The 24,500-nt window shown below is 64.3% G+C and carries 20 protein-coding genes; 6 read left to right on the top strand and 14 right to left on the bottom strand.

Translation table 11 applies throughout. From position 1 onward, the window contains the following. The first annotated feature begins 26 nt into the window (after positions 1 to 26). Positions 27 to 1,463: a pyruvate kinase gene (gene pyk / locus AC0L3K_RS30710; protein ID WP_007596289.1), complete on the top strand. Its 1,437-nt coding sequence runs from the start codon at positions 27 to 29 to the stop codon at positions 1,461 to 1,463. 151 nt (positions 1,464 to 1,614) lie between these two features. On the opposite strand, the gene AC0L3K_RS30705 is transcribed toward pyk, so the two are convergent. Further along, positions 1,615 to 2,295 carry a TetR/AcrR family transcriptional regulator gene (locus AC0L3K_RS30705; protein WP_007596290.1) on the bottom strand — a complete coding sequence of 227 codons (681 nt, stop codon included), beginning with the start codon at positions 2,293 to 2,295 and terminating at the stop codon, positions 1,615 to 1,617. A 270-nt stretch (positions 2,296 to 2,565) separates the two neighbouring features. Between AC0L3K_RS30705 and AC0L3K_RS30700 the strand changes: the two genes are divergently transcribed. Next, entirely contained in the window at positions 2,566 to 3,549 is a 984-nt protein-coding gene (locus tag AC0L3K_RS30700; protein ID WP_219681697.1) for a phosphatase PAP2 family protein, read from the top strand. Positions 3,550 to 3,785: 236 nt separating this feature from the next. On the opposite strand, the gene AC0L3K_RS30695 is transcribed toward AC0L3K_RS30700, so the two are convergent. Continuing rightward, complete coding sequence (locus AC0L3K_RS30695; RefSeq protein ID WP_007596297.1) at positions 3,786 to 3,950, bottom strand: Flp family type IVb pilin; 165 nt, start codon at positions 3,948 to 3,950, stop codon at positions 3,786 to 3,788. A gap of 298 nt (positions 3,951 to 4,248) precedes the next feature. On the opposite strand from AC0L3K_RS30695, the gene AC0L3K_RS30690 reads away from it, so the two are divergent. Then, a complete protein-coding gene (locus AC0L3K_RS30690) occupies positions 4,249 to 5,763 on the top strand; it encodes a hypothetical protein (RefSeq protein ID WP_473367446.1) in 1,515 nt (504 codons plus the stop codon). Positions 5,764 to 5,825: 62 nt separating this feature from the next. Further along, positions 5,826 to 7,010 (top strand): glycosyltransferase family 87 protein, encoded by a 1,185-nt coding sequence (locus tag AC0L3K_RS30685; protein WP_473367445.1) that lies wholly within the window; start codon positions 5,826 to 5,828, stop codon positions 7,008 to 7,010. A 151-nt stretch (positions 7,011 to 7,161) separates the two neighbouring features. On the opposite strand, the gene AC0L3K_RS30680 is transcribed toward AC0L3K_RS30685, so the two are convergent. The 11 genes from AC0L3K_RS30680 to tolQ all read right to left on the bottom strand — a co-directional run bounded on the left by AC0L3K_RS30680 (position 7,162) and on the right by tolQ (position 21,033). Next, positions 7,162 to 8,376, bottom strand: a complete 1,215-nt coding sequence (locus tag AC0L3K_RS30680) for an ABC transporter substrate-binding protein (RefSeq protein WP_473367448.1) — start codon at positions 8,374 to 8,376, stop codon at positions 7,162 to 7,164. Positions 8,377 to 8,664: 288 nt separating this feature from the next. After that, entirely contained in the window at positions 8,665 to 10,587 is a 1,923-nt protein-coding gene (gene ftsH, locus AC0L3K_RS30675) for an ATP-dependent zinc metalloprotease FtsH (RefSeq protein ID WP_007596301.1), read from the bottom strand. Positions 10,588 to 10,855: 268 nt separating this feature from the next. Then, positions 10,856 to 11,908, bottom strand: coding sequence for a tRNA lysidine(34) synthetase TilS (gene tilS / locus AC0L3K_RS30670; protein WP_473367444.1), 1,053 nt, complete (start codon positions 11,906 to 11,908; stop codon positions 10,856 to 10,858). 76 nt (positions 11,909 to 11,984) lie between these two features. Beyond that, positions 11,985 to 13,040: a tol-pal system protein YbgF gene (ybgF, locus tag AC0L3K_RS30665; protein ID WP_473367443.1), complete on the bottom strand. Its 1,056-nt coding sequence runs from the start codon at positions 13,038 to 13,040 to the stop codon at positions 11,985 to 11,987. 187 nt (positions 13,041 to 13,227) lie between these two features. After that, positions 13,228 to 13,716: a peptidoglycan-associated lipoprotein Pal gene (pal, locus tag AC0L3K_RS30660; protein WP_007596304.1), complete on the bottom strand. Its 489-nt coding sequence runs from the start codon at positions 13,714 to 13,716 to the stop codon at positions 13,228 to 13,230. A gap of 245 nt (positions 13,717 to 13,961) precedes the next feature. After that, the gene (locus tag AC0L3K_RS30655) at positions 13,962 to 14,726 is read right to left on the bottom strand and encodes an N-acyl amino acid synthase FeeM domain-containing protein (RefSeq protein WP_007596306.1); all 765 of its coding nucleotides are present in this window, start codon (positions 14,724 to 14,726) and stop codon (positions 13,962 to 13,964) included. Between the two features lie 172 nt (positions 14,727 to 14,898). Then, positions 14,899 to 17,229 (bottom strand): putative bifunctional diguanylate cyclase/phosphodiesterase, encoded by a 2,331-nt coding sequence (locus tag AC0L3K_RS30650; protein WP_354168056.1) that lies wholly within the window; start codon positions 17,227 to 17,229, stop codon positions 14,899 to 14,901. 243 nt (positions 17,230 to 17,472) lie between these two features. Continuing rightward, the gene (gene tolB, locus AC0L3K_RS30645; RefSeq protein ID WP_007596313.1) at positions 17,473 to 18,819 is read right to left on the bottom strand and encodes a Tol-Pal system beta propeller repeat protein TolB; all 1,347 of its coding nucleotides are present in this window, start codon (positions 18,817 to 18,819) and stop codon (positions 17,473 to 17,475) included. Positions 18,820 to 18,860: 41 nt separating this feature from the next. Next, positions 18,861 to 19,820: a hypothetical protein gene (locus tag AC0L3K_RS30640; RefSeq protein ID WP_007596315.1), complete on the bottom strand. Its 960-nt coding sequence runs from the start codon at positions 19,818 to 19,820 to the stop codon at positions 18,861 to 18,863. A 3-nt stretch (positions 19,821 to 19,823) separates the two neighbouring features. After that, positions 19,824 to 20,273 (bottom strand): protein TolR, encoded by a 450-nt coding sequence (tolR, locus tag AC0L3K_RS30635; RefSeq protein WP_018453789.1) that lies wholly within the window; start codon positions 20,271 to 20,273, stop codon positions 19,824 to 19,826. A gap of 43 nt (positions 20,274 to 20,316) precedes the next feature. Continuing rightward, a complete protein-coding gene (tolQ, locus tag AC0L3K_RS30630; protein WP_007596319.1) occupies positions 20,317 to 21,033 on the bottom strand; it encodes a protein TolQ in 717 nt (238 codons plus the stop codon). 423 nt (positions 21,034 to 21,456) lie between these two features. Between tolQ and AC0L3K_RS30625 the strand changes: the two genes are divergently transcribed. After that, a complete protein-coding gene (locus AC0L3K_RS30625; RefSeq protein WP_007596320.1) occupies positions 21,457 to 21,975 on the top strand; it encodes a DUF2231 domain-containing protein in 519 nt (172 codons plus the stop codon). A gap of 35 nt (positions 21,976 to 22,010) precedes the next feature. On the opposite strand, the gene AC0L3K_RS30620 is transcribed toward AC0L3K_RS30625, so the two are convergent. Then, positions 22,011 to 22,778: a serine acetyltransferase domain-containing protein gene (locus tag AC0L3K_RS30620; protein ID WP_473367442.1), complete on the bottom strand. Its 768-nt coding sequence runs from the start codon at positions 22,776 to 22,778 to the stop codon at positions 22,011 to 22,013. Between the two features lie 317 nt (positions 22,779 to 23,095). Here AC0L3K_RS30620 and AC0L3K_RS30615 point away from each other — a divergent pair, with 317 nt between their 5' ends. Then, positions 23,096 to 24,259, top strand: coding sequence for an acyl-CoA desaturase (locus AC0L3K_RS30615; RefSeq protein WP_354168052.1), 1,164 nt, complete (start codon positions 23,096 to 23,098; stop codon positions 24,257 to 24,259). Positions 24,260 to 24,500: the final 241 nt, after the last annotated feature.

Here is a 24,500-nt window from a genome sequence, read left to right as displayed (position 1 = left end):
CCCTCGCCCCCGTCTGGAAATAAGCCATGAGGCGTCTTCGCCGTATCAAGATTCTCGCGACGCTTGGACCCGCCTCTTCGGACCTTGCGATGATCCGCCGCCTGTTCGAGGCCGGCGCCGACCTGTTCCGCATCAACATGAGCCACACCCCGCATGACAAGATGCGGGAGCTGGTGGCGACGATCCGCAACGTCGAGAGCAGCTACGGCAGACCGATCGGCATTCTGGTCGATCTCCAGGGACCAAAGCTCCGGCTCGGTGCCTTCGCCGAAGGCGCGGTCCAACTCCAGAACGGCCAGACCTTCACGCTCGATTCGGACAAGGCACCCGGTGACACAACCCGCGTCCAACTCCCGCATCCGGAGATCCTGGCCGCGCTGCGTCCGGGCCATTCGCTGCTGCTCGACGACGGCAAGGTGCGCCTGATCGCCGAGGAGACCTCGAAAGACCACGCGGTGACGCGCGTCGTGGTCGGCGGCCGGATGTCCGACCGCAAGGGCGTCAGCCTGCCGGACACCGACCTGCCGGTCTCGGCAATGACGCCGAAGGACCGCGCCGACCTCGAAGCGGCGCTGGTCACCGGCGTCGACTGGATCGCGCTGTCCTTCGTGCAGCGCGCGGATGACGTGCTCGAGGCCAAGAAGATGATCCGCGGCCGCGCCGCGGTGATGGCCAAGATCGAGAAGCCGCAGGCGATCGATCGCCTCGCCGACATCATCGACGCCTCCGACGCCCTGATGGTGGCGCGCGGCGACCTCGGCGTCGAGCTGCCGCTGGAACGCGTGCCGAGCCTGCAGAAGCAGATGACGCGCATGGCGCGGCGCGCCGGCAAGCCGGTGGTGATCGCGACCCAGATGCTGGAATCGATGATCCAGTCGCCGGTGCCGACCCGTGCCGAGGTCTCCGACGTCGCCACCGCCGTCTACGAAGGCGCCGACGCCATCATGCTGTCGGCGGAATCGGCGGCCGGCAAATTCCCGGTCGAGGCCGTCTCGACCATGAACCGCATCGGCGAGGAGGTCGAGCGCGACCCGATCTATCGCTCCGTCATCACCGCACAGCGCCCCGCGCCGGAAGCCACCGCCGGCGATGCCATCGCGGACGCCGCGCGGCAGATCGCCGAGACGCTCGACCTGCCGGCCCTGATCTGCTGGACCAGCTCGGGATCGACCGCCGTGCGCGTGGCGCGCGAGCGGCCGAAGCCGCCGATCGTGGCGATCACGCCGAACGTCGCTGCGGGACGCCGGCTGTCGGTGGTCTGGGGTGTGCATTGCGTGGTGGCAGAAGATGCGCGCGACCAGGACGACATGGTGAGCCGCGCCGGCCAGATCGCGTTCCGCGATGGCTTCGTCCGGGCCGGCCAACGCGTGATCATCGTCGCCGGCGTGCCGCTCGGCATCCCCGGCACCACCAACATGGTGCGCATCGCCTCGGTCGGCCCCGAGGGCGAAGCGAATATCTAGGTTCGCCAGCACGCGGCAAACAAAAAATGTCGAAAACAACCCCATGCACAGTAGCAGGCTGGTCCGGCGAATGTGCTGGGGTTTTTCGCAAAGGCGAATTCGGGCAATGGCCTGGGCGCGATCGGGTCCCTCGGTCGATCAGGCGGACGTTTTAGGCCCCAACCAGCGCTTTCGCGGTCGGCAGCAGCGTCTGCTGCACAACGAGACCCCTGGCGCGGGCGTCCATGACGCCGACCGCGCGGAGCGCCAGCAACGTCACGGTCTGCACGGCATCGCGCATCCTGGCGGGATCTTCGAGATTATCCGGCGCAAGCGGTCCGACCAGGGCTTCGTGCAAGGCGCCGAGCAGCGCGGTGGCGGCGAGCGCGGTGTCCTGCGCCGGCAGGTGGCCGGCGCGCACGGCGGCGTCGATGCGCGAGGCCATCTCACCCGCGATCTCGCGCCGGCTGGCGAGGCGTGAAGCGCTGACATCGACATCGACCGGCTCGGCCAGGATGCCCCAGGCGAGCCTGCGCTGCGACAGGGTATGGACCGCTACGGTGGTCACCGCGGCCGCCAGCGCCGAGGACGGCCCCGGCGCCGCATCGGCGGCTCGCCGGATCGCCGTGAGCTCGTCGCGGGAGACTTCGGCGATCAATTCGGAGATCAAATCGGCCTTGGAGGGGAAGTAGCGGTAGACCGTACCCGCAGCGACGCTGGCGCGAACCGCGACCGGCGCAATCTGCACCGCCGCCATCCCGCCTTCCGCCGCCGCCTCCCGCGCCGCCGCCAGTATCGCACTGCGCCGGGCCGCAAGGCGCTTCACCACTTGATGCGTCCGCCGATAAACCATGGCGCGCTTCCTGTCCCACACGCCGGCCGCACGCCCTGCGGCCGAACGCTTCGTCACCGATGTCGCAAATCGCCCCGCAAGGACTGAACAACTATTCAGAGTGGATGACAAGGTGCAAATGCATGAAGCGTCACGCCAAAAAAAAGCGCGAGCTCAAACAGCTAAAAACCTCGCGAACTGCTTTGGTGAAGGGGTAACCACGATCGTTACCGCCATCTTAAACCTGCTCCGCGACTGTGCTGCGGTATTGCGATCCCACCTCGGTGCAGCATGGTCGACACGGACGCCCGGACCGCCTGGCAGCTCTTCCACCTGAACTGGCTTCCCATCGCAGCCATGGGCAGCCTGCTGGCGCTGGGCCTCCCCTTCACTGGCCTGAGCCTCGAACCGGTCGCCTACGGCGTGACGCTGGCAGTCGCTGCACTCCTGCTCGCGCTGGCCTATGGCCACCGCATCCTCAAAGGCGAGCTTGCCGACCCGAAGTTGCTGTTTTCGCTCGGAACGATCGGACAGATCATTCTCACTTGCGCCATCGTCGGACCGCTCAGCTATGTCGCGGCCAAGCTGAACTGGCCACTGCAGGACCAAGCACTGCTTGCGATCGACCGTGCACTCGGCCTCGATCCCGAACCGATCGCGCGATACGTCAACGACCATCCCTGGCTCGCGGACAGCCTGGCTCGCGGATACGGGCTGATCAAATTGCCGCTGCTCGGCATTCCCGTCGTGCTGGCACTGACGGCGCGCTATATGCGGCTGCAATTGTTCATGCTCGCGATGAGCCTCGCGCTCGCGGTCACCATCGCGATCTCCGCCATCGTGCCCGCGATCGGCACCTATTGGGGGCTGCAGCTGTCCGCCGCGCATTTTCCCGAAATCAACACCGCGGTCTATGCCGGGCAGTTGCGCGACATCCTCGCGCTTCGCGACGGTAGCCTGCACGAGCTCCGGTTGTTCTTTCTCGCCGGCATCGTCTCGTTTCCGAGCTTCCACGCCGCATCCGCCGTGCTCTACATGTGGGCGCTGTGGCCGGTGCGCGGCCTCGGCGGCATCGCGGCCGCGCTGAATCTGCTGATGATCGCGGCGACACCAGTGATCGGCGCGCACTACATCATCGACGTCGCCGGCGGAATCGCAGTCGCCGCAGCGTCGATCTGGGCGGCGAAATTCTATCTCGAATGGCACGGCCGCGCGCGGCAAACGTCTGCCGCGCCTGCGCCGTCGGCGGTCTGGCAGCCCGGCCTCGCGGAATGACGGGCGGCAAGTTACCTAGGGGGCCGCGCGTAGCGCTGTGCCCATCAGCAACTTTCAATGTTCGATGTTCTCGACAGCGGGAACGTTTCCGCCTGCGCTCTTGGAGCTGAGGCGGACGTTTTGCTGTCCTACAAGCTTGCTACAGCTTCACGATGTCCCAGATCCGGAAATCGTCGACCAAAAGAAAAAGAGCCCCGTCAACGACGGAGCTCTCTCAGTTCGCGATGAGTCCAGCCTTACTTGAGGCTGCTCGAGATCGAGGTGAACTTGGCGTTCAATGTGGTGCCCAGGCTGTTGATGACAGTGATGATCGCCAGCGCGATGCCGGCGGCGATCAGACCGTATTCAATGGCGGTGGCGCCGGATTCATCTTTCGCGAAACGCGCAACGAGGTTCTTCATAAAGAGCTCCAAATGAGTACACGAGGCTACAACTGATCTGGTCTTTTTGGCTTCCCAGCGCCGCTTGACCATGGAACCAAACGTAGTGGCAAAGAATTGCGCCGCAGTTAATTCGACTGCGGAAACACAGAGCGGTTTGCGTGTATTCGCCGATGGTAAACCGAAATCTAAAACGATCCGTTAAATTGTCGAGACATCAAGCCGGCCCGGCACCGCCGGTTTACCCGGAATTATGACCGCCATGGTCCAATGTCGATCGCTCGGCACAACGACAAAAACACCAGGACGACGAGGCGGCATGTCCCTTTCCTTTGCCAACAGCATCACGGTGCAGAGTCGTGCGCGAGCGCTGGTGCCGCTATGCGTCGGTGCGGGCGCCTATCTCTTCTTCCTGTATGTCGGCGACACGCTGCTTCAGGACTCCGACTCGCTCTGGCAGATCAAGATCGGGCAATGGATCCTCGATCACCACGCGCTTCCCTACACCGACTTCTATTCCTTCACGCGGCCGGGGGCGCCCTGGGTTTCGACTTCGTGGTTGTCGCAGGTGCTGTTCGCTCTCTCCTACGCGCAATGGGATTGGGCCGGCCCGGTGATCCTCACCGCACTTGCTGTCGCATTGTCGGCGGCGATCCTGGTCGGTCTGCTCGAGGCCCATCTGGAAATTCCGCGCGCGGTCCTGTTCGCGATGTTCGCGCTGTTGCTATCGCTGCACCATATTCTGGCGCGGCCGCACATGCTGGCGCTGCCCGTGATGATCGCGTGGGTCGGCGTGTTGATGGCCGCAGCCGACCGCAAGGGCGCCCCGTCATGGTACTGGCTGCCGCTGATGTCGCTGTGGTCGAACCTGCATGGCGGCTTCGTGCTGGGCCTGGCGCTGATCGGCCCGATGTCGTTTGTGGCGCTCTGGGGCATGGAGTCCAGCAAGCAGGTCCGGCTGCTGTCGCGCTGGTTCCTGTTCGGTGTTGCGGCACTCGCCGCAAGCTGCGTCACGCCCTATGGCTGGCGCACATTGCTCGGCGCGATCAACATCCTCAATCTCGGCGAGTTGCTGACGGTCATCTCCGAATGGTCGCCCGCGAGCTTCGCATCCTTCAACGCATTCGAAGGCGCGCTGTTCGGCCTGATTGCGATCGGGCTGTATCGCGGCCTGACGCTCTCGCCGCCGCGTATTCTTCTGATCCTGCTTCTGACCTGGATGGCGCTCACCCACGTCAGGAGCATCGAGGCCTTTGCCTTCCTGGTACCGCTGGTGCTGGCCAAGCCCCTCGGCGAACGGACTGCGCTGCTACAGCCTGGCACGCAGGGCGGCGAGAGTTGGGCCGCCCGCTACGTCACCGCAACCGGTGCGCTGATGATCGTGACCGCCGGCTGGACCTCGACCTCACTTTACATGGCGCATCACCGCTTCACCTTCACGATGGATCAGACACCGGTCGCTGCCGTCGATCTGCTCGAGGAACGCCAGGCGCAGCGCATCTTCAACGCCTACCAGTTCGGCGGCTATCTGATCTCGCGCGACATCCCTGTCTTCATCGACGGCCGCGCCGAGCTCTACGGCGAAACCTTCGCCATGGACGTCTTCAAGGCCGTGGAGCTCAAGAAGCTCGACACCCTGACGCGGCTCCTCGACGCGTACAAGATCGACGCCACGCTCATGGTCGCGGACGCGCCGGCCGCCCAGGTGCTGGACCACATCAAGGGCTGGAAGCGGCTCTACGCCGACAACATCGCCGTGATCCACGTGCGAACCGGCGGCACAGAGGCCGGCGCGACGCCGGAAGCGAAGTCCTCGAGGGAAGCCGTCAAGTGAGCGCGTCCGCTCAACAGCAGATATCCGGTCCATCGCGCCGCTGGATCGGAATTCCCCTCGTGATGTTGCCAGCGTTTTCGATCGCAACGCTCTTCGGCTGGGGCGTCCTGATCTCCACCTTCACCCATCCCGGCTGGATCGGGCTGAACCACGTCGCGCCCGGCACCGACTGGATGGTGTTTTACGGCGCCGTCAGATCGTTGCTCGCCGGCAATCTTGCGCTGGTCATCGACGGTGAGGCGTTCACGGCCTATCTCAACCAGTCGTTCGCATCATGGCTCTCGGTCCCTCTGGAGTTCCGTCCATGGTTCTATCCGCCCGGCTTCCTCGTTCTGCTGCTGCCATTCGCGCCGCTTGGCTTCATCGGCTCCTATGTCGCATTCCAGGCCGCGACCGCAGGCTTCCTGGGCTGGGCGCTTCGCAACCGGGCCGATCAGCCGCAACTGACGCCCTACATCATCGCGGCCGTGCTGGTCTCGCCATCGGCATCTCTCAACCTGGCCGATGGACAATGCGCTTTTCTCGTTGCCGCACTGCTGGTCACGGGCGTCAGGCTGCTCGGACCGCGACCGCTCCTTGCCGGGGCAATCCTCGGGCTGCTGAGTTTCAAGCCGCAATTCTTCCTGCTCGTCGCCTTCGCGCTGGTGGGGTCGCGCCGTTATGGCAGCCTGTGCGCTGCTGCATGCTCGGCATTCGCATTGGCGGCTGCAAGTGCCATGATTTTTGGCGTCGAATTGTGGCTTTGGTGGATACCGCAGGCGTACAACAATCTGGTCAGCCCCGACGCGAAATGGCTCGCCTATGGCCGCATCTGGGGTCACAGCGTATGGGCCTGCGCAATGCTGCTGGGCCTGCCGGAGCGGCTGGCCTCCATCCTGCAGCTGGCCGCGATCCTTTCGAGCGCGACGGCGACGTTCGCGGCCTTTCGCTCCTCGCTCAGCACCAACAACAAGCTGATCGTACTGCTTGCGGCAACCGTGCTGGCGGCCCCGCATTCGGGCCCTTATGACGCGACGCTGCTGACGGTCGCCGTCGTGCTGCGGCTTGCCGCATCGATCGATGCTCCACGCTTTCGCGACTGGCTGATCGGGCTCGGCATCTGGATGGTGCCGTTGCTCAGCCCGGCGGTGTATATTCCGGCGGGACGACTATCGCCGCTCCTCATCGTCGCTCTCATTGGCGTCGTCTTCGGCGCGTTGCGCAGTCCGGCAGGGTCTGGCGAGCCGGCAATGTCGCCGCATTCCTGAATCCAATCTGCGGCTGGCGATGGGAGCGCCGAAGTGATGAGTAGCGGACAGGACGTGCATTCGCGGGCAGATCGGACTTATCGGTAGGGAGAGATGATCCCAGTTCTGGACTCGCATCGGCCCGATCAAAAAGCCGATCCCTCATCAATCATCAATTGCCCGTCTGCAGTTCGCCGAATCTATCCCAGGTCTTGCCGTTGAAGCGCATGAACTGCATCTGGTCGACCGGGACATGGTCGGTCGTGCCGGTGTTGACCTTGATGCCGGGCAGCAGCATCGGCAATTCGAGATCGCGAATTGCAAAAGCCTGCTTGAGGATGTTCTCGGTCGACAGATCATTGCCGCAGGCTTTCAGCACAGCCTCCAGCGCCATCGCACTGTTGTAGGCGTTGACATAATTGGTGTCGTGCTGGTCGGCCTCCGGCAAATATTTGGTCATGAACTCGCGCCAGCCCCTGACGCCGGAATCGTCCTTCCAGGCGGGATCGTCGGGGTCCTTCACGTAAGTGGTGGAGAGGATGCCGGTGCCGGCTTCCAGTCCCGCAGGCTCCATCACCGTCGAAACCCACACCGCAACGTTTGACAGGAACGTCATGGGTCGCCAGCCGATCTCGAAGGATTTGCGGATCGCTTGCGCCGCGAATTTCGGCGTCGCCGCGATCACGAATACATCGGCGCCCGAGGCCTTGAGCTTCACGATCTGGGAATCGATGGTCGGGTCCTGGATTTCGTAGGTCGCGCCGGTGACCACTGTATCGTATTTCTCGCCGAGCACGTCCTTCAGCCCGGCGAGATAATCGCGGCCGTAATCGTCGTTCTGCGAGATAACGGCGAACTTCGCGTTCGGATTCTTCGCCAGCGCGTAACGCGCATAGAGCCGCGCTTCGTAGCGGAACGGCGCCTGCACGCCCATCGTTGCCTGCGGATATTGTGCGACGTCGGCGAATTTCGAGGCGCCGGAGCCGATGAAGAGCTGCGGCACGTTCTTGGACTGGAGGTATTTCGCGATCGCCGTGTTGTGGGCGGTACCGATCGAGGAGAAGATCAGCGCGACCTCGTCGCTCTCCACCAGCCTGCGGGTCTGCTCGACTGATTTCGGCGGCGCATAGCTGTCGTCGAACGAGATCAGATTGACCTTGCGGCCGTTGATGCCGCCCTTCTCGTTCAGCATCTTGAAATAGCCGACCTCGCCCTTGCCGAGCGCCCCGAAGGCCGACACCGGCCCGCTGTAGGGCATGGTCTGGCCGATCTTGATCTCGGTCGCGGTGACGCCGCGCATTTCGGCGGCGGCGGATGGAGCGGACGGGAATGAGACTATCAGGAACGAAACGGCGCCAAGCGCGCCCAATGTCCTCGCAAAGCGCATCGGCTTGCCCTCCCCTTTGTCTCCGCGGTCGAGCCGCGCCTTAATTGGGAAGAGCATGCCACGACTTCACCGCAGACTCCAATCGCGATGAGTCGCGGGGTCGGAGAGCGAGTAAAGGTAAGGGTGCCACCAATGGCGGCGCCCATAGATGGTCGGCACTGCGCAAGGGCGGCTTTGCGCACATACCTGTTCGTCGCGAGATGCTCAGTTGCCCACGTTCGAAAAGCACCACGCAACAAAAAACGCGGCGTTTCCGCCGCGTTTTTCAATTCAATCTGCCGTGCGCGGTTACGCCTGCGGCTGCGGCTCCAGGCCGGGATCCGGATCGGGTCGCGGGCGCGACTTGCCGGCCGGCGGCACGGCCGAGGCGCGCGGGGTGGTCGGCTCGAGCACGGATTCGCGGTTCGGCTTCTTGCCCTTGAGCAGGTCGATGATCTCGTCGCCGGAGAGCGTCTCGAATTCGAGCAGGCCCTTGGCGAGAGCTTCAAGATCGGCGCGCTTCTCGGTGAGAATACGCGTCGCTTCGTTGTAGCCTTCTTCGACGAAACGCCGGATCTCGGTGTCGATCTTCTGAACCGTCGCTTCCGATGCGTTCTGGGTGCGCGACACCGACATGCCCAGGAAAACCTCGTCCTGGTTCTCGCCATAGGACACGGTGCCGAGCGCCTCGGACAGGCCCCAGCGCGTCACCATCATGCGCGCAAGACGCGTCGCCTGCTCGATGTCCGACGACGCACCCGAAGTCACCTTCTCGCGGCCGAAGATCAGCTCTTCGGCGACGCGGCCACCCATCATGATGGCAAGGCGCGAGGTCATCTGCTCCAGCGACATCGACAGCTTGTCGCGCTCGGGCAGCTGCATGACCATACCCAACGCACGACCGCGCGGAATGATGGTCGCCTTGTGGATCGGATCGGTCGCAACGACGTTGAGGCCGACGATGGCGTGGCCGCCCTCGTGATAGGCCGTCAGAAGCTTCTCTTCCTCGGTCATGACGAGCGACTTGCGCTCGGCGCCCATCATCACCTTGTCCTTGGCTTCCTCGAACTCGGCCTGGGTCACCATCCGCTTGTTGCGGCGGGCGGCGGTGAGCGCAGCTTCGTTGACGAGGTTCATCAGGTCGGCGCCGGAGAAGCCCGGGGTGCCGCGCGCGATCGTCTTGAGGTTGATATCCGGCGCCAGCGGCACCTTGCGGACGTGGACCTTGAGGATCTGCTCGCGGCCGACGACGTCCGGGTTGGGCACCACGACCTGGCGGTCGAAGCGGCCGGGACGCAGCAGCGCGGGATCGAGCACGTCGGGACGGTTGGTCGCGGCGATCAGGATCACGCCCTCGTTGGCCTCGAAGCCGTCCATCTCGACCAGCAGCTGGTTCAACGTCTGCTCGCGCTCGTCATTGCCGCCGCCGAGGCCGGCGCCACGGTGACGACCGACGGCGTCGATTTCGTCGATGAAGATGATGCAGGGCGCGTTCTTTTTGGCCTGCTCGAACATGTCGCGGACGCGGGAAGCGCCAACGCCGACGAACATCTCGACGAAGTCCGAACCCGAAATGGTGAAGAACGGCACGTTGGCTTCGCCCGCGACCGCACGCGCGATCAGGGTCTTGCCGGTGCCGGGAGGTCCGACCAGCAGCACGCCGCGCGGAATGCGGCCGCCTAGGCGCTGGAATTTGCCGGGGTCGCGCAGGAATTCGACGATCTCCTGCAGGTCCTGCTTGGCCTCGTCGACGCCCGCGACGTCCTCGAAGGTGACGCGGCCATGCGCTTCAGTCAGCATTTTTGCGCGCGACTTGCCGAAGCCCATTGCCTTGCCGGCGCCGCCCTGCATCTGCCGCGACAGGAAGATCCACACGCCGATCAGCGCGATGAAGGGCAGCCAGGAGACCAGCAGCGAGACGAACCACGGCACGTTGTCGCCGGGCGGCTTCGCGGTGATCTGCACCTTGCTGTCATAGAGGCGCTTCACGAGCGTCGGGTCGCTCGGGGCATAGGTCTGGAAGCTCGAGCCGTTGGTGAAGGTGCCGTGAATGTCCGGCCCCTGGATCACGACGTCGCGCACATTGCCGCGATCAACCTCGCTCAAGAGCTGGGAGAAGGCGATGTCCTGCGAGGAAGCGCGCTGACCCGGATTCTGGAAGAGCGTGAACAACGCCAACAGCAGCAGGACAATGATGACCCAGAGGGCGAAATTGCGCAGATTGGCGTTCATCGATCTTCCTTCGTGGTCGCGCGGATCGCGGCCTGATCCTCGGGCAGTTACTTTAAGCCGTACGAGGAAATCCCAAGGAATCCTCTCGGTTAGACGCATTACAATTTAGGTGCCGCCCCGGTCGCTGCCAAGGGAACGAGATGGGACTATTTATCCCATCTTAGAGCGATTCCCGCTGAAATAATGGCGCCCGGACAGGGGTTTTTCCCGCCTGGTTAAGGTGACCTGACGTCGCGCCGCCGAAACGGCTGGTGTCATGGTCCGCGGCTTAGCTCCCCTTGCGCCGCCGCGCCGGCGCCGGCGCGATGTGGATACGCCCCCCGGCAAGGCTGATCAAGGCTCCCGCAAGGGTCTGCTTCACCACCGGCCGGCCATTTGCAGCCGTACTTCCCGCCGCCATGGCCTGATCGAGCACGGCCAGGAGAGATTCGACCTTGCCGAGTTCCGCTGGTCCCTCATGCCCGAACGCGTTGATGGCCCGCAGCAGGATCCGCAGCCGGACCTCCTCCGGCAGGGCGGCAAACACGGGGGCCTCGAAGCTTCGAACGCCGGCCTGCGGCGCATCGCCGCGATCCCGCAAACGGAGGAAGCGCTCGGCTCCATCGGTCAGCACCTCGACGGCCGCATTGGCGCGCGCCAGCCTTGCCGCGAGCCGAGCCAGGCTGCGGGCATCACCGCCCTCCCCCGCGAGCTGCGGCAGCAGCGCACGCAGCCGCGGCCGGGTGAAGGCAGCGTCGTGGTTGGTGGGATCGTCGGCAAAGCCGATCTTCGCCCGCTTCAAGGTCGCGATCAGCTGCGACTTCGGAACGTCGAGCAGTGGACGCGCAAGGATGACGCCGTCGCGCTCGGTGAGACGGGCCATCGCCGACAGCCCGGCTAATCCGCTGCCGCGGAGAAGACGCATCAACAGGGTCTCGGCCTGGTCGTCTCGGGTGTGGGCGGTCAGCACGTGGCTCGCGCCGGCGACACGTGCGGCCTGCACCAGCAGGCGGTAGCGGGCTTCGCGCGCGGCGGCCGGCAGTCCCGTTTTCGGCTTGGCGCCGCGCCAGCGCACGGTCCGGTGCGGCAAGCCAAGCCCGGTCGCGAGATGCTTGACCTCGCGCGCCTCGCGCGCCGCCTCCGGCCGCAAGCCGTGATCAATGGTGACGACGGTGAGACGCGGGCCGCGCGCGAGGCTACGGTGCCAGCGCGCCGCAAGCCACATCAGCGCCACCGAGTCGGGTCCGCCGGAGACCGCGAGCAACAGTCCCCGCGCGCCTTTCAGGCCTGCGAAGAGGCGCTTGGCTTCACGCGCCGAGATCGGTGAATTGTCCTCTGACATGACGCTGCAATCGTCCGCGGATGGACCGACTGTTTAGCGCAGCGCCATCAATCTTGTCAGGATCAATCGCCGCGGGTCAGCACTTCACCCGCTTCTGCTCGCGGTCGACCGCGGCTTTGACGCCGGCGGAAGCGCGCGGATATTTGCGGCCGACTTCGCCGAAGGCGGCGCATGCGGCCTCCTTCTCCTTCAGCGCGGCCAGCGACTGGCCGAGCCGCAGCAGGGCATCCGGCGCCTTGGCGGATTTGTCGTATTTGGTGGTAACGGCGAGGAAGGCTTCCGCGGAGTCGCGATATTGCTGGCGCTGGAAATAGCTCTCGCCGAGCCAGTATTGGGCGTCGCCGAGCAGCGGGTCGCTCGGATATTTCTGCGAGAAATTCTTCATGGTCTGCTCGGCCAGCGCATAGTCCTTGCGCTGCATGTAGCCGATGCCGAGATCGAATTCGTCGCGCGGCGTTGCCGAGGGCGGCAGGGTCGTCAGCGCCGGGGCGCCTGCCGGCGCGGGAGAGCCGGATGGGGCCGGCGGATAGCCGGGCTGCGCAGCCTGGGGCGCGGCCGCCTGCGGATAGCGGGGGCCGCTATTGGCGAGATCGAGCGGTTCGCCGGCGCCACGGCCGCCGGGCGCGCCGCTCGGGGCACCGGCGGGCATCGGTTGCTGCCCGCCGCCGAGCGCGCGTGGCGCACCCGGCGCATTCGGGCTCTGGTTCGGGTCGAAGGCATCGCCGCGGCGGCGCGTGCCCGGCGCGCCGGGCGCAGGCTGCTCCTGAACGATCGGCGCCGGAGAGGCGATCTGCGGCTGCTCGTAATTCGGCTGGGCCGCTTGCTGGTGCGGCGGCTGGCGATAGGCCGGCGCGGCTTGCGCGGGCGGCATGGCCGCGACATTGGGCTGGACCGGCGCCTGGCCGGGTGCAGCTTGCGCGCCGCCCTCGATCGCTCGCAGCCGCTCTTCGAGCTGGCGGTTGCGATATTGCAGCTCTTCGTTCTGGCCGGTGAGCTGGCGCAGCTGATTCTCCAGCCGCTCGATCCGCATCTCGGGATCTGCATCGTCCGATTGTGCGAGGGCGGGCGAGCACAAAGAGAGCAGCGCGGCGATCGCCACGGTGCCGGTGAAAACCTTAAATCTGGATGACATCTTGCCCTGACGACGAAAGCGAAATGGCCTGCGACCGAACATTCGACGCGCCACACATTGAAGGGGAGTACGCCAAAACTGTGACTGTAACAAACGGGTTTCCGTCACAGATCGCTGAAACGAAACCGGCGCCCGAGAGGGCGCCGGCATAATCGGTTTCTGAAGATGAACGGCGCCTGACCGATCGTCAGGAGCTCGCGTTCAGAACGGTGACGGCGCGGCGGTTCTGCGACCAGCAGGAGATGTCGTTGCAAACGGCCACCGGCCGCTCCTTGCCGTACGAGATCGTTCGCATGCGGTTCGGATCGATGCCGCGCGAGGCGAGGAACGAACGGACCGACTGGGCACGGCGGGCGCCGAGCGCGATATTGTATTCGCGGGTGCCGCGTTCGTCGGCATGACCTTCGACGGTGAAGCTGTAGCGCGGATAGCTCTGGAGCCACTGCGCCTGCTTCTCCAGGGTCACGATCGCCTGCGGGGTCAGATCGGTCTGGTCGCTTTCGAAGAACACGCGGTCGCCGACATTGACGACGAAGTCTTGCTGGCTGCCCGGCGTCGCCGCGTTGGCCATCGCATCCGTGGCAGCGTTCTTGTTGGCACAGGCCCCCATCGACAACGCGACGGCAAGCACCGCGGCCAGCTTCAATCCCTGGAGGATGCGCATAGGATGTTTCATTCCGGAGCCTCCACGCTCACGTTTCGTCCACTGCTGTCCGGTCTACAGGGGGTTGGTTAAGCGAACGTTCCGTCAACCTTGATGGAACCTTGCCACAGCCGGTCAAATGCCCCCAACCAGCGAAAAGCAACGGTCATGGTTAATGGGTTGTAAATGTGGCGCGATGGTGAAGGCAAGCCGCGCCGACCGGCAAAAACCGCGGGCTTTGCTGGAATTTTAGGCTCGTCGTGTGGAGACCCTAGCGCCTAGCGGGCAGAACCCGTTGCCGAGGCCGCTACGTCCGGCGTCCGCTGCGTGGCGAGCGACACCGGGCGCGGGGCCGCCTGGCGCGGGCCGCTGCGTTGAAACAACATGCGCCGCTCAAAAGCGCTGGAGCGCATGATCGGAAAGCGCGTCAGGACCTTTTCCCGCTGGTTGCGGAAATCGGACGCCATCAGCACGGCCTTCTTGGTGGGCCAGCCCGGAAACCCGCGCGGCTCCGGTGAAATGGTCTCGTGCAGGAAGATGCGACGATAGAACGCCTGATGATCGGTCCGGATCATGGCCAGCCCGGTGTCGGCGTTGAAATGATCGCAAGCCACAAAAGCCAGCCGCACCGTCAGATAGGGCAGCTCCGGAAAACGCTGGTGCTTTTCGGGATCGGCAACAAACCGGCACGGATCGATGAGGACTTCGCCGCGGTCGAGCCGGGGATGCAGGACGTCGCCAAACACTTCGGTCGTGTAGGACATTCGCCAGTCGGACGTCAGGACGTGAATGCGAACGGAGCTGCAGAGCTCTCCATCGACATAGACCCCGAAATTCCAGGTGTTGGGCGCATCGTCGAAGCGATCGGTCACGCGCCGCGACTCCGACGGCTCGATCAGTCCGGCGTGCAGATAGGCCCGGTACCGCATCAGATAGAGGTTGTCTCGGTCCTCAGGAGTTTCGATCAGGCGGTAATCGATGCGGTCAAACAGAGCGGCTCCCCGCGGAAGGAGCACCGTTTGCGGTTCAGCCCCAGACGTCATCCAGTACCCCTACACTCCAAAGCAACTTCTGCGAGTGTGACGAGATTAATGGTTCATTAACGGAATTGCAAAGGCTTAGAAACGTTAGGGTTAACCTTTGCGGCCCGCAAAAACACGGGGCGCGAACGAGAGCCAAGGGCGTTGAACGTTGAAGAAGTGAGGCAGAGAAAGATCAGGCGATCGATCGCGAGGACACCATGACGATCTGGTCCTCAGCCCCGCGACGGCCATGCGAGGCATTGAGCAATTGGCGAATCCGGACTGCCGGCACCGGCCGGCTGAACAGATAGCCCTGCCCTTCGGTCACGGTGCCGTCGGCGCTGATCAGCTCGAGCTGATCATTGGTCTCGATGCCCTCGACCACGACGGCCATGCCGAGATCGGCCGACAGCCGCGCCACGCCGCGCAGCAGCGTCAGCGGCCGGTCGGCATCGATGCCTTCGAGGAAGGAGCGGTCGATCTTCACCTTCTGCATCGGGAAATTGTGCAGGTAGCTGAGGCTCGAATAGCCGGTACCGAAATCATCCAGCGAAATGCCCACGCCGATCGCATGCAATTGCGACAGGATGTCGTGCGTGAGCTGGGTGTTGCGCAACAGCGAGGATTCGGTGATCTCGATCTCCAGCCGATGCGCCGGCAGCCCCGAAACCTCGAGCGCGTAGCGGATTTCGCTCAAGACGTCGCGCTGGTGGAATTGCTGCGGCGAGAAGTTGACGGCGACGCTGACGCCCTCCGGCCATTTCATGCATTCCATGCAGGCGCGGCGCAGGATCCAGCGGCCGAGATCGACGATCAGCCCCATGTCCTCGGCGACCGGGATAATGTCGACCGGCGAGACCGTGCCGCGCACCGGATGATTCCAGCGCAGCAGCGCCTCGCACGTCGTGATCTTGCCGGACTTCAGATTGACCAGCGGCTGGTAAAACAGCTCGAACTCCTCGTTGGCGAGCGCCTTGCGCAAATCGAGCTCGAGGATGCGGCGCGCCTCGACGGTCGCCGCCATCTCGTCGCGGAAGAAGCAGAAGGTGCCGCGACCGTCGGCCTTGGCCCGGTACAGCGCCATGTCGGCGTTCTTGAGCAGCGTGTCCGCGCTGATGCCCTCCGGCGCGGTCAACGCGATGCCGACGCTGGCGCCGATCTCGACCAGATGATTGTCGATGCGGTAGCGCTCGCTCAGCCGCTCGACGATGCGGCGCGCCAGCGCAGCGGCGTCCTCGGGCGAGGAGATGTTCTCCTGGAACACGACGAATTCGTCACCGCCGAAGCGGGCGACGAAATCCTCGGGGCGCAGCATCTCGCGCAGACGGTTGGCGACCGCGCACAGCAGCTGGTCGCCGCAGGGATGGCCGAGCGTGTCGTTGACCTGCTTGAACTGGTCGAGGTCGACGAACAGCAGCGCGGACAGGCGCTCGGCGTCGTGCGAGATCGCCAGCAGCCTTTCGATCTCGTCGCGGAAATGAACGCGGTTGGGAAGCGCGGTGAGGTCGTCGTAGCGCGCCAGATGCGTAATCTTGGCCTCGGCGCTGCGACGGTCGGTAATGTCCTCGAGCAGCACCACCGCGCCACCGTCAGCCATCGGCTGGACAGTCCAGGACAACGACCTGTTTCGCTGCGTATCGGGATCGGCGGTGATGATCTCCTTGGCTTGCGAACTCTCGATGTCCGTGACGATCCGCTCGCCGCTCCCAGCCGAGATGGATCCGGCGCTGACGCATGCCGCGACGATGTCACGCGCGTTGACGCCGCGTTGCGCCAGACCTTCCGGCAGATTCATCATTGCGCCGAAGCGGTGGTTCATGACCGCAAGCTGTCCGTCGACGCGGAACATGCAGAGGCCGTGCGGCATGTTGTTCAGCGCCGTATCGAACTGGCCGGCGAGCGCGGCTTCACGCTCCCGTGCCACGACCGCTCCCATGAAGATTCGGTGCAGATTCACCGAGAGCTGCATGATCGCCATCAGGAACGCGGCGCTGACCAGCGCCATCGCGATGTAGTAGGGCGTTCCACGCAGTGCCAAGGCAAGCACGGCCGGACCGAAAATCAGCACGGCCTGGAGGTGGAAGATCGCAGGCCGGCCATATGCCCTGCCCGCGCCGCCCGCCGCGATTCCGGTGGTGACCGACAAGGCGATCATGTGGGCCACAGCGTCGTCCGTGGCCAGCAGGGCGGTGGCGCACCAGATGCCGATCGCAGCCGCCTGGATCTTTGCCCCGATCTGATAGCGCTTCTGCCAGCGTGCTGCCGCCTCGATGGTCATGACCGACTGGCGTGCCTGATAGAGGCGCAGGTCGATCGCCCGCGCAGTCCCGGCCAGGACAAGAAGTGCGACGCACGCCCAGATCAGAGGCTCGCCCGTCCTCAGCGCGGTCAGGGCCGCACCGATCGACACGAAAATGAGTCCGGCCAGCAACGGACCAGGCGCTTCGAACAGCGAATCGATTTGCGCCGCCGAAGTTTTCGGCGGCCGCTGTTCCGGCTCTCCGCTCTGACTTGCAAACTGCATCTGGTGTTTACGCGCGTCCTGTCTGGAGCGCAGTTTTACCGATCCGGTATGAAGTCTTTCTGAGGGAATATCGTTAAAGTCGAGTTGTTTTGAACGAGCAACAGTCGAAATAGATCAATAGAAACAAACCCATGGGAAAAGTTTGCCGAGTGCAACCTTAAAGAACAATTATCGCGGGGAAACATCGCGCCAAGTTTTCGAAAAAGGCGCGCGGTCAAATCATTGCGCATCAAGAACGGGCGGCTAGCCCGATGTCGAGGACAATAGCGGCGACCATGCGGGATCGGAGGCGAAGCCCGGCGTCGGCACCTTCAGCTCGTTGCGTCCCGAGATGTCGACCGAGAACAGCGACGGCCCGCCGCTGCCGCCGGGATCGCGGAAGAACATCAGCACGCGGCCGTTCGGCGAGAAGGTCGGGCCTTCGTTGTGGTAGCCGGAGGTCAGAAGCCGTTCGCCGGAGCCGTCCGGCTTCATGACGCCGATCGAGAACTGCCCGCCACCTTGCCTGGTGAAGGCGATGTAATCGCCGCGCGGCGACCACACCGGCGTCGAATAGGTGGCGTTGTTGTCGTCCTTGGAGAAGGAGATGCGCTGCGCCGCTCCGCCGCCCGCGGCCATGACATAGATCTGCGATCTGCCGCCGCGATCGGACTCGAAGCAGATGCGGGCGCCGTCCGGGGAGTAGGACGGAGAGGTGTCGATCGCGGGCGTGTCGGTGAGGCGCGTGGTCGAGCGCGAGCGCAGATCCATCACGAACAGGTTGGAATTGCCGCCCTGCTGCAGGCTCATGATGACGCGCTGGCCGTCCGGCGAGAACCTCGGGGCAAAGGTCATGCCCGGGAAGTTGCCGACGATCTCGCGCTGGCCGGTCTCGATGTTGAACAGGTAGACCTTCGGATCGCCCTGCCCGAACTCCATGTAGGTGATCTCTTGCGAGTTCGGCGAGAAGCGCGGCGTCAGCACGAGGTCGGAGCCGCGGGTCAGATAGCGCACATTGGCGCCGTCCTGGTCCATCATCGCGAGCCGCTTGACGCGGCGCTCCTTCGGCCCGGTCTCGTCGACGAACACCACGCGGCTGTCGAAATAGCCCTTCTCGCCGGTCAGCTTCTCATAGATCTGGTCGGAGATGATGTGGGCGATGCGGCGCCAATATTCCGGCGAGGTGAAATATTGCTGGCCGGCGAGCTGCTGGCCGGTGACCACATCCCACAAGCGGAATTCGGCCTTGAGGCGCCCGTCCGGCTGCCGCGTCATGCGGCCGGTGACGAGGGCCTGCGCGTTGAGGGTTTTCCAGTTCTCGAATTGCGGCGCGACGTCGATGTTGCTGATGCGCTCGATGAAGGCGGCCTGGTCGACCGGCGCGAACAGGCCCGAGCGTTTCAGATTGTTGGTGATGACCTGCGTGACGCCGTTGCCGACGTCGCCGTCGGCGGGCGAGCCGGGCACGAAGTTGGTGATCGCGATCGGAATCGGCCGAAACTCGGTGGGATCGATGCGAAGGCGTCCCTGCGGCTGCTGGGCGAAGGCCTGCCCGCCTCCGAGCATCGCGAGCGTCGATCCGGTCAGGGTCATGAAGCGGCGGCGGTTCATCGAGCGGACGTCATTCATCGCAAAATTCTTTTGTTCGGATGTCACAACATGTCTTTCAGGCCGAAAGTCATCGGAATGAGCTTCCAGCTCTCGTATTGCTGCTTCGGCATGAACGAATAGACCTGACACTGCACGATGGCGCGTCTGGCACTCTCCGCCACCGCCTGTGCGATCGACCGCGACGGCCCCCTCACCGCGACGACGATCGGCTCGGACGCGAGCGATCCGTCGATCTTCATGGGAATGTCGATGTCGGCTTCGTATTGATCTGCATCCTGCCCGTTATAGGTCGGCGTGAAGCAGCGCTTCACCGCTCCCTGGAACGCCCCCCGCCAGGTCGCAATGTTGTTGGCGGCCGTTCCGCTCGTCGATCCCAGCGAGGCCGACGCATTCAGCGTCGAGCCGGCGAGTTCGTGCCGGGTCGCCGCGCGCTTGTCGAGATCGCGCTGGATCTGCGCGGGATCGAAGCTGCGCTCCTTGGGCTTCGGCACCTGCTGCGGCTGCACCGCTGCGACCTTCTGCTCCGGCGGCTTGGGCGGCGGCTTCTTGGTTTCGAGCTTTTTCTGGAGCTCGGCGATCGGATCTTCCTTGGCCGGGTCAGGCTTTTTTTCCGGCGGCTTCGGTTCTTCTTTGGGCTTCGCCTCGGCGACGGGCTTGGGCGGCTCGGGCTTCTTCTCGACCGGCTTCTCGACGGGTTTTGGCGGCGGTTCGGGCGTCGAGTTGGTCTTGATCAGCTCTTTCTTCTCGGTGACCTTGCCGACGGCGTCTTCCTCGGGCTTGGCTTCCGCGATCTTCTCGACCTTCGGCTTCGGCTCTTTCTTGTCGCCGGTCTTCTGCCCCGACATCATCTGCGCGAGCTGGTCGGTGGAGATGATGTCGATCGGCAGCGACTCTTCGGCCGGAACGAAAGCCCTGCTGCTAAAGGTGACGAGCCCCCATCCCAGCACGAGGACGTGGAGGGCAATCGACGCAACGAGTGTCTTGTCGACCTTCACCTTCACGGTCTACCCCTGATCCGCTTCCGTGACGAGCGCCAGCTTCTTGAAGCCTGCGCCGGACAACTGGCCCATGACCTTGGCCACCGTCCCGTAATCCGCCTTCTTGTCGGCACGCAGATAGATGCGCTCCTCGAGCCCGCCGCGCGCGTCCGTGATCGCCTTCAGCTTGGGGATCAGTTCGTTGATCGCGATCTCGGCGTCGTTGATGAACACCTTGCCCTTGATGTCGACCGACATCTGGATCGGCTTCTGGTCGTTGTTTTCGAGGCTCTTGGCCTGGGTCTGCGGCAGGTCGAGCGGCACGCCGACCGTCAGCATTGGCGCCGACACCATGAAGATGATGAGCAGCACCAGCATCACGTCCACCATCGGCGTGACGTTGATTTCGGCCACGACCGGCTTACGCCGGCCACGGCGCCCACCGCCTCCGGACGAACTCGCGACGTTCATGCCCATGGTCTGGTGCCCAAATTGCCCTTCACACTATACATGCCGTCCGTCAGCCCCGCTCGTCGATCTGGCGCGACAGGATGGCTGAAAATTCATCGGCGAAGCCTTCGAGGCGCTGGGCCTGCCGGTTCACCTCGGAGGTGAACTTATTGTAGAAAATAGTGGCAGGAATGGCGGCGATAAGGCCGACGGCGGTTGCAAACAGCGCCTCCGCGATGCCGGGGGCCACCACCGCCAGAGAGGTATTTTTCGACGCCGCGATCGACTGGAAGCTCGACATGATGCCCCAGACGGTGCCGAACAGGCCGACGAAGGGGCCTGCGGAGCCGACGGTGGCGAGCACCAGTAGCCTGCGTTCCAGCCGCTCGACCTCGCGGGCGATCGAGACATTCATGACCTTGTCGATGCGCATCTGAAGGCCTGCGACCGAGCGGGCCTGGCTCTCGAACGAACGCTTCCACTCGCGCATCGCCGCGACGAAACAGGCCGCCATGGAATGCGTCGGCTTGGCCGAGAGCGTGCGATAGAGGTCCTCGATCGACTCGCCGGACCAGAAAGCCTGCTCGAAACGGTCCATCGAGCGGCGGGTGCGGGCAAACAGGAAGATCTTGTCGATGGCGATCGCCCAGACCCAGACCGAGCAGGCGAGCAGCCCCAGCATCACCGCTTTCACGATCCAGTGAGCCTGCCAGAACAGCGCGATCAGCGACACGTCCGCGGAAGCGGCAACCGGAAGGGCTGACTGAGCCACGTCGGCCGGATTCATAAGCAGTATCCTCTCAAGGCGATCGTTACCTGATGTCCCGATCTAATGTCCCGGCCAGCAAATGGCCGCCGGTTCCCCAATAGCCGCGCTAGAACCGGCGCGGCCGGCAAGCCCGCTCAAAGCCTTGTCTTTCTGGGGTGCAGGGCTCTTCCAAAGCCAGCCGCCTGCATTCCCTGCCAAGATGTCAAAACTATGGGCCCGACCCCAAGGCTCAGACTTCCGGCTTTGGGCGCGATTGTCCGCAATTACCAGAGCCCGGCGATGGTTAATGCTGGGTTACCGCGGGCGGATTTGGCTGCCGGAAAGCGAGCGGGCGCAGGCGGTTGGCAAGCTGCCGGCCCCGGCTGTTGCTGACATCACGTTGGAGGAACCAGCCCTCGCCCGAAAAATTGTCTGGAAAATCACTTCTCGCGAGGTTTTGCCATGAGCGTCAACCCCAAGACGACCGCCGCCATCGGCGATCATCCGCTCCACCCCATGATCATCCCGTTCCCCGTCGCCTTCCTGGTCGGCGCGCCCATCGCCGATCTCGCCTTCATCGGAACCGGCGACGGCTTCTGGGCCAGAGCCGCCATGTGGCTGATCGGCGCCGGCATCGTGATGGCGCTCGTTGCTGCCGTGGCAGGATTCACCGACTTCTTCAGCGACGCCCGTATCCGCAGCCTCAACGATGCCTGGTATCACATGATCGGCAATCTCGTGGCGGTGGTGCTCGCTGCGATCAATTTCTACCTCCGCTACGCGCAAGGCGCGGAGGCTGCGGTCAAGCCGTGGGGCGTGGTGCTCTCGCTGATCGTGGTCGGCATCCTCCTGTTCACGGGATGGAAAGGCTGGGAAATGGTCTACCGGCATCATGTCGCGGTGCTGGACGCGCCGGGCCAGACCAGTTCGGAACCGGTCACCCCGCATCATGGCGGCGAGAGCCGCCGCCGCGCCGCCTGAACGAGGAGTACGTCGCTTGATGACGTGAGGGCGAGTCAGGCCGCCGAGGCGGGTTCGGGGCAATTGGTCAGCCGCGCCGGATTGCCGATTGCGGTGCAGCCCGGGGACACGTCGCTCGTCACGACGGTGTCGGCGCCGATCTTTGCAAAATCGCCAATCCTGACGTTGCCGAGAATTGTGGCGCCGGAGCCGATGAAGACGCCGCGACCGATGCGAGGCGAGCGCGCCGGCAGTTCCGTGCCACGACCGATGCTGACGTTCTGAAGGATGGTGGCGTCGTCGCCGATCGCCACATCTGCACCGATCACGATGCCGGTGGCGTGGTCGAGATACACCGATGATCCCAAGCTCGCCGCCGGATGAATGCTGACCTGCAGGACGTTGGAGGCCTCGTTCTGAAACAGCAGCGCCGCGTCGCGATAGTCGTGATGCCAGAGCCAGTTCGAGACGCGCCATGCCTGCAAGGCGACGTAGCCCTTGAAATGCAGCAGCGGCGCCAACAGTCCGGTGATGGCGGGATCGCGGAGAACGATGGCTTGTAAGTCGCAGCCGGCCACCTCGATCAGATCCGGCTGGCCATGGAAGGCGTCGCGGGAAAACGTCGTGAAGCGCTCGCGTTCGGCCGCGCTGTCGCCAAGCCGGCGTCCGATCAGATCGGACAGTGCGGCGGTAAAATCGTCATGGACGAGGATGAGTCCGACAAGAGCCTTGCCGAATAGGGGGTCGGCTGCCGCTGCGCGCTGCGCCTCGTCGCGGATCTCCTGCCAGAGGGCCTCGCTCGCCGTCATCGCCGCTTCCGCCATCGTTGCTGCCTGCGGTATTTTGACGCTTCCTTTTCACTGTCGGATATAAACCGTCGGCAGCCCGCGCGCCACGGACCCCGTGACGCTACGAGCTTGCATGCCAAGCGGCCTGGATCATATATAGGCCGTCGAGTTCGCGGTCGAAGCTATGGCCTCAGGTTGACTTTGCCGCGTGCGGCCGCCTTGGGCCAGGGTTGTCCAAGCACCTCGTTCAAGACCCCGCGGTGGTCCGCCATCGCCGGGTTTTTCGTACACAGCGGCCCTCAATGCTGCCGAAGCGAAACTCGAATCTCTGTCATCCAAGGTCACGCCAATACATGTCGCCCAACGCCCCCGCCGACGACCAACACGACGACATCATGTATCCCTCCGCCCTGCCGTTCCTGCTGGTCCATCTCGGCTGCGTTGCCGCCATCTGGACCGGCATTACCTGGCAGGCCGTCGCGATCTGCGCCTCGCTGTATGTCGTGCGCATGTTTGCAATCGGAGCGGGCTACCACCGCTATTTCTCCCATCGGGCTTTTGCGACCGGCCGGGTGTTTCAGTTCATCCTGGCCTGGCTTGCGCAAAGCACCGCGCAAAAAAGCGTTTTGTGGTGGGCGGCCAAGCATCGACATCATCATCTACATTCCGATACCGAGGACGACGTGCATTCGCCGCGTCACCGAGGCTTCCTCTACAGTCATCTCGGCTGGATTTTTTACCGGGAGCACGATGGCACCGACCTCGTGAAGGTCGGCGATTTCGCCGCCTATCCGGAGCTGATGTGGCTGCATCGCCTGGAACTCCTGCCGGCCGTGACGCTGGCTGCGCTCTGCTTCCTGGTTGGCGGATGGTCCGGTCTCGTCGTCGGCTTCCTGTGGAGCACCGTGCTGGTCTATCACGCGACCTTCTGTATCAATTCGCTCGCCCACGTGCATGGACGCAAGCGGTACGTGACCGGCGATGATTCCCGCAACAATTGGCTGCTGGCCTTATTCACCCTCGGTGAGGGCTGGCACAACAATCATCACGCCTACCAGAGCAGCGTGCGGCAGGGTTTTCGCTGGTGGGAAATCGATGTCACCTATTACATCCTGAAGGTGCTGTCCTGGTTCGGCGTCGTCTGGAACATGAAGTCGCCGCCCGAGCAGGTGCTGCGCAACGAGCAGCCGCTCGGCGCACGCGTCATCAACCGGGCGGCCCGCGAGCTTGCCGGACGGTTCGATGCGCAGACCCTGGCGCACGCGATCTCGTCGGCGCTACGCCGAGCCGATCTGGCCCAGTTGCAACTGCCGACGCTGCACGACATCCTCAGTCGCGCGCATGAAGGCGTCGATGCACTGACACATCTGCATTTGCCGAAGATCCCGACCCGCGAGGAGTTTCTCGCCGAGGCCAAGGCGATGTTCGCGCGTACGCGATCACTCAACGAGATCGTGGACTACGCCTACGAACACTTCCTGGAGTCGGTTCGCGCGCAGCTCGCCACGGCGCGCTGACCAAGTCTCTCCAGGCCAAGACTCTCCAGGCTAAGACTTTCCAGGCCAGGACATTTCCAGACGGTCGCGGCGGCCTGCCGCGCATTCCCAAAACCAAACCGCCCCCCCGGGGGGGGGGGCGGGGGGGGGGGGGGGGGGCGGGGGGCGGCCGGGGGGGGGGCCCGGCGGGGGGGGGGGGGGCCGCCCCCCCGGGGTTGGGTCTCCGCGGGGGCCCGCCGTTGTTCAATTTCGCCCCCCGAGG

It is taken from the genome of Bradyrhizobium sp. MI1.10 (genome assembly GCF_055811035.1).
Note: the sequence above shows the minus strand (reverse complement) of the source record. Positions and strands in the feature narration are given on the sequence as shown.